This window comes from Agromyces bauzanensis (assembly GCF_014645655.1).
GTDB classification, from domain to species: Bacteria; Actinomycetota; Actinomycetes; order Actinomycetales; family Microbacteriaceae; genus Agromyces; species Agromyces bauzanensis.
This window is the reverse complement of sequence record NZ_BMMD01000046.1, coordinates 1-5,982: the sequence shown is the minus strand read 5'-3', so window position 1 is coordinate 5,982 and position 5,982 is coordinate 1. Positions and strand designations below refer to the sequence as shown.

General features: G+C 69.8%; 4 protein-coding genes. All 4 read left to right on the top strand.

Annotated features, from left to right (window positions below; translation table 11 throughout):
• Nucleotides 1-314: 314 nt before the first annotated feature.
• The 4 genes from IEX31_RS18115 to IEX31_RS18100 all read left to right on the top strand — a co-directional run bounded on the left by IEX31_RS18115 (nucleotide 315) and on the right by IEX31_RS18100 (nucleotide 5,693).
• On the top strand, nucleotides 315-3,479 hold the full coding sequence (locus IEX31_RS18115; protein WP_188744795.1) for a DEAD/DEAH box helicase: 3,165 nt from the start codon (nucleotides 315-317) through the stop codon (nucleotides 3,477-3,479).
• On the top strand, nucleotides 3,472-4,290 hold the full coding sequence (locus tag IEX31_RS18110; protein WP_188744794.1) for an SWIM zinc finger family protein: 819 nt from the start codon (nucleotides 3,472-3,474) through the stop codon (nucleotides 4,288-4,290). The genes IEX31_RS18115 and IEX31_RS18110 overlap by 8 nt, the downstream gene beginning before the upstream one ends.
• Nucleotides 4,291-4,372: 82 nt before the next feature.
• Complete coding sequence (locus IEX31_RS18105; RefSeq protein ID WP_188744793.1) at nucleotides 4,373-4,846, top strand: UPF0158 family protein; 474 nt, start codon at nucleotides 4,373-4,375, stop codon at nucleotides 4,844-4,846.
• A 631-nt stretch (nucleotides 4,847-5,477) separates the two neighbouring features.
• Nucleotides 5,478-5,693, top strand: coding sequence for a hypothetical protein (locus IEX31_RS18100; protein ID WP_188744792.1), 216 nt, complete (start codon nucleotides 5,478-5,480; stop codon nucleotides 5,691-5,693).
• Nucleotides 5,694-5,982 lie beyond the last annotated feature (289 nt).

Genomic DNA, 5,982 nt, shown 5'->3' with positions numbered 1-5,982 from the left:
CGCGGGGCGGCGGTGCCCGAGAGAGGGGCCGGCGGTTTGCTCGTTCAGGGCGTCACTTCCCAGGTCGATGGCTTAGGTCTCTGATCCTGCAGGTGGACCTGGCGCGGATGGAGTGCCCTCGACGGCATCTTCGGCTGATATGTCGCGTGCGGGCCGAACAGGTCGCGCCCCACCCCGCCAGCACCGGCGGTGCGCCTGCCGCGCCGATGGACTGTGGGGCAAGGCCACCTCGCCGTTCCGCGGCCCACCCCTCGTGCCTGCCACTGAGGTTAGGCTGGGAGCGACCCCTCCTCCGACCCGAGAGAACTGCGCCCATGCTCGTCCTCCATGCCTGCTGGATTCCCGGGGCAGGCGCTGGCATCTGGGCGGAGGACTCCACGCTCGCGGTGACGAGCCCGAGCCAGGCGTTGCGGAGGGCGCGCCCGCATCCGTTCTCGGCGCCGGCCGAGGCACTCGCCTTCCTCGTCGAGGGGCGCTCGACGAGGCTCGATCTTCTGTTGCCCTCGGGTCGCCGCTCACCGATGGACTCACCGGAGCTCGTCCGCATCACGCCGCGGCCGGCCGGGACGGCTTCGCTGCTTCCCTGGTCCGTTCCGGCGCTGATCCTCGACCCCGCTCGCCTGACGGAGACGCTCGGCCCGGCGGCTTCCGCATCCGTTGTCGGAGATGGTGACACGGATGGCGATACGGATGGCGACACGCAGCGCGAGACGGTGGATGTGCGGCTTGCGGAGTCTGCGCGCTACCTCCTCGAGCTCTCCAGGTTCTGCACGGGCCTCGTCGACCGCGCACGCACCCTGCCGGCGCTGCAGCAGTCCGGCGACGGCTTCGACGCACGTTGGCGAGCGGTACTCACCGGACCGGATGCCACCGCGGCCCATGCGCTGACGACCGCGATGCCACCCGCGTTCCGCGCTGCGGATGCCTCCGCGAGCCCTGCCGCGCTCGCGACCGAGGCAATGGATGCGCTCACCGATGCCCTGACGCGCACCCGGCTCCCGGCATCCCTCCTGCCCCGGCGCCGAGGTCGCCCACCCGCCCGCCGCCCGGCCGTGGAGTCGTGGCTCGACGCCCTCGTCGGCGCCGACGCTCGGGTGGATGCCGACGCGGAAGAGCTCGCCCAGCTCGCCGACCGGCTCGAACCGTGGCTGCAGGCGACGAGGGAGGAACGCGGTCCAGCGCAGCTCGTGCTGCGGTTGAACGACCCTGCGACCCGCGTCGACCCTGCGACCCCCATCGACCCTGCGACCGACGGCGGCGACGACCCGACAGCCCGATGGCGCCTGGAGTTCCTCCTCCGTTCCCGCGAAGACCCCAGCCTGCTCGTCGACGCCGAGCAGGTCTGGGCCGACGACGGCAGCCTCGGTCGCTGGCTGGAGCGACCGCGCGAGGTGCTGCTGACCCAGCTCGCGCGTGCTCAGCGCGTGTATCCGGATCTGGAGCGGGGTCTGCGGCAGGCGCGACCGACGGGCATCGACCTCGATGTTGCCGCGGCGCACCGTTTCCTCTCGGAGGGCGCCGCGGCGCTCGCCGAGGCCGGACTCGAGGTGTTGCTGCCGAACTGGTGGCGTAGGCGCCGCGCTCTCGGACTGCGCCTCTCGACCACGCCGAGCGACCAGAGCGCGGCGGGTGCAGGGTTCGGGCGCGACGAGCTCAGCGACTTCCGGTGGGAGTTGGTCGTCGGCGAACACGGGCTCAGCGGCGACGAGATCGCCGCGCTGGTCGCCGCCAAGGCCCCGCTCGTGCGGCTGCGCGGTGAATGGATCGCCGTGGACCCGGCGCAGTTGGAGCGGGGCGTGGCGTTCCTCGAGCGATCCGGGTCCGGGACGATGCCGGCCGGCGAGGTGCTGACGCTCGCGCTGAGCCATCCCGACGACCTCGATCTGCCGCTCGAATTGACCGAGGTGACGGCTCACGGATGGCTCGGCGAGCTGCTGAACGGATCGCTCGCGGCGACGGTGGCCGACGTCCGCCCGCCCGAGACGTTCACGGCTACGCTGCGTCCGTATCAGGAGCGGGGCCTGAGCTGGCTCGACTTCCTCGGCCGGCTCGGGTTGGGCGCGTGCCTGGCCGACGACATGGGGCTCGGCAAGACCGTGCAGCTGCTCGCGCTGGAGGCCACCCGCCGCTCGGCGGCTGCGGCGGGCGAGTCGGCGACGGTTGCCTCGGGCGCACAGCCGGCGGCTGCGGCATCCCGCCCCACTCTCCTGCTGTGCCCGATGTCGCTCGTCGGCAACTGGGAGGCGGAGGCCGCGCGTTTCGCTCCCACGCTGCGGATCCGCGCCCATCACGGACCCGACCGAGCGCGCGGCCCCGACCTGGCGGTTGCACTCCGTGACGTCGACTTGGTGATCACGACCTACGCGACGGCGCTGAACGACATGGACGAGCTGGCAGATCACGAGTGGGAGCGCATCGTGCTCGACGAGGCCCAGGCGATCAAGAACCGGCTCTCCCGCACGGCCAGGGCGGTGCGCCGCCTGCGTGCCGCCCAGCGGATCGCACTCACCGGCACGCCCGTCGAGAACCGGTTGTCGGAGCTGTGGTCGATCATGGACTTCATCAACCCCGGGATGCTCGGCGCGCACGAGGCCTTCCGGTCCCGATTCGCGACGCCGATCGAACGAGGTGACGACGATGGCGGCGCGGCCGCGGGCCTGCTCCGCCGGGTGACCAGGCCGTACATCCTGCGACGCGTCAAGACCGACCCCGCCGTCATCGACGATCTGCCCGAGAAGATCGAGATCGCGCAGCACTACCGCCTCACCGTCGAGCAGGCCTCGCTCTACCAGACGGTCGTCGACGACATGATGGAGCGGATCGAGGGATCCGACGGGATCGAGCGCCGAGGCAACGTGCTGGCGGCCATGACCAAGCTCAAGCAGGTGTGCAATCATCCGGCCCAGCTTCTGCACGACGGGTCGCCGGTCGGCCGGCGCTCGGGCAAGGTCATCCGGCTGGAGGAGATCCTCGACGAGATCCTGGCCGAAGGCGACCGTGTCCTGTGCTTCACGCAGTACACCGAGTTCGCCGAGCTGCTCATCCCCCATATCGCGGCTCGCTTCGACACCGACATCGCGTACCTCTCCGGCAGCACCTCGCGGGAACGCCGCAACGATCTGGTCACGCGCTTCCAGGCAGGCGACGGCCCGCCCGTCTTCGTGCTGTCGTTGAAGGCCGGGGGAACGGGGCTGAATCTCACCGCGGCGAATCACGTCATCCACCTCGACCGGTGGTGGAACCCGGCGGTCGAGAACCAGGCCACCGACCGTGCCTTCCGCATCGGACAGCGTCGGCGCGTCCAGGTGCGCAAGTTCGTGGGCGTCGGCACCCTCGAGGAGCGCATCGACGAGCTGATCACTGAGAAGAAGGCGCTGGCCGATCTCGTCGTGGGTGAAGGGGAGTCGTGGTTGACCGAGTTGTCGACGCAACAACTGCGTGAGTTGTTCACCCTGTCGAAGGGGGCTGTCGGTGAGTAAGGGCTTCGGTTCGCCGTACTTCCCACCGTCGACGCCACGCTCCGTCGACGGTGGAATTCGCGCCAAGAGCGCCCGGGGGAGGATCGCGAGCACATGGTGGTCGACCCGGTTCATCGAGGTGCTCGAGTCCACCGGGATGGGCGGCCGGCTCAGCCGTGGCCGCAACTACGCCCGCCGTGGCCAGGTGATCGCCCTGGGGCTGTCGGCGGGTCAGGTGACCGCGAGTGTCCAGGGCTCCCGCGCCCGGCCATACCGCGTCCGCATCGGCATCACCGCCTACGGGAAGGCCGAGTGGTCCCGCGTCGAGGAGCGGCTCGCCGCCGATGCCTGGTTCGCCGCGCAGCTGCTGGACGGGCGCATGCCTCCTGACATCGAGCAGATCTTCGCGGATGCCGGGCTCACGCTGTTCCCCTCCGGCCGCGGCGACCTCGCGCTCGATTGCTCGTGCCCTGACTGGGAGGTGCCGTGCAAGCATCTCGCCGCGGTCTTCTACCTTCTGGCAGAGCGGTTCGACGACGATCCGTTCCTGATCCTCGCCTGGCGCGGGCGGGATCGCGACGACCTGCTCGCGCATCTCGGCACCGGTGCGGATGCCGCAGCCGACGCCGACGCGGCGACCCCGCTCACCGAACTGCTCGACGTGTTCTACACCTCACCCGAGCGGGCAGGGATGACATCCGCGGCCGCGACCGGTGCGAGCCTGCTCGACCAACTCCCCGCGCCGGAGGTCACCGTGCGCGGCGCAGCCCTCACGGACATCCTGCGCCCCGTCTATGATGCGCTGCGCGCGCCGAGGCACGGGGAACCATGAACGACCAGCGGATGCCACGCGGGCACGGCGTCGCTGCCGTCAGCCGCTCGACGGAATCTCCGATTTCTCGTACGCTCTCGTTGTGCGCGACCTGGACGACCTCGACGTGGAAGAGATCGCCATGGCCCTCGCCGATCAGACCGATGGCGAGCACGCGTGGCTGATCGATCCTGTGACCGGGCAGATCGTCTTCTGGACGTCGGAGTCGGGCATCGACGGCGAGACGCGTGTCGATCTCGACGACCTCGAGCACCTCATTCTGATCGAGCCGCTGGCGCCTTCGATCTGGTATCGCGACATGGTGGACTTCGTGAACGGCATCACGGATGACCGCGCCGGCGGTCGGCTGGGCCGGGCCCTGGAGGGTCGCGGCGCGTTCCGGAGGTTCAAGGACGAGCTCTACCGGGACTTTCCGGAGCTGATCGCCGTCTGGCACGCGTTCCGTGACACCCGGGCCGAGCGGCGAGCCGTGCAGTGGCTCGCTGACCAGGACATCGTCTCCGAGGACGCAGCGCAGGCGTTCCTGGCCGAGCACCGTGATCCCGACCTGCCGTGACCCCGATCTGCCGTGACTCGGGCCTGCGATGACTCGGGCCTGCGATGACTCGGGCCCTGCGATGGCACGAGCCTGCGATGACTCGGGCCTGTACCTCACCGCGTTGAACCTGCTCTGGGCGTTCGGAGGCCTCGCGGGGTCGGTTTCCAATGGACATCCGACCATCCAGGCCGGCGACTCTTCTCCCCCCAAGTTGACGATCAGCCTCCTTCAAATTGAAGACTAGCTACTCTTTGAATTGACGATCGAGCCTTGGGGAGGCGCCAATGAGTGCATCCCCCGCGTCGCGGATCGCCGGCCGCGGGCCGCTCTCGAGCGCGCAGGCGCCGTGCTGATCGAGGGACCGAGGGCGTGCGGCAAGACGGAGACGGCCTCACAGCTCGCGCAGAGCGTCGTGCACATCGACCTGATGGGGTCAACGTCGTCGCGATCGGATCGATCGGTGCCTGATGCCGGTGCGGCAGCAACCGGGTGAGGCAGCCTCGTCATCGGCAGCATTCTCGGCGGCGCCTTCGACTGACTACGGCAGGCGCTGCTTCGCGCCGAGACGGTGCGGGTGCGGCACGGCGAGCGATTCGGAACGATTCGGCGACCGAACCACCTCAGCGCGCTCGTGGCCAAGGCGGCCGCGTTGTCGATCCCGGACGGTGTGCGCGGTGCGCGGCACATCGTCGACTTCTGCAACCTCGTGCCGCTGATCGGTCGCCGTGATCTCGTCGGACTCGTGCCGAAGGACCGACAGCGGCTTCGGCTGATGGTGGCGAAGGCTGACGCGCACCCGGAGATCGTGCTCGGCATCGACGGCGCGGGTGAGGGGCTCACGCGAGTCGCGCTGGCCATCGCGTAGGGACCCGCCACCCGCCTCACCTGTCACAGCGGCACCGCCTCGGCGAGGATCCGATCGAGCACCGGGCTCGGACCCTCGCTCCGGTCGGGCACGACGTCGACCGACGTGTTTAGCCGGGGTTTCGGGTAGCGCGTGTGTGTCGATCTGGTAGCGCGGGCGCGGCGACCGGGTAGCGGTGTGGCGCCCGTGGGTTTCCCCTCGTATCGTGGAGACATCGCTTAAGTAGGAGGAGCGATGAGCAGGTATCGGAAGTTCGATGAAGACTTCAGACAGGGTGCGGTGCGGATCG

Coding starts and splice junctions, on each gene's coding strand:
- IEX31_RS18115 (WP_188744795.1), top strand. CDS start 315: ATGCTCGTCCTCCATGCCTGCTGGATTCCCGGGGCAGGCGCTGGCATC.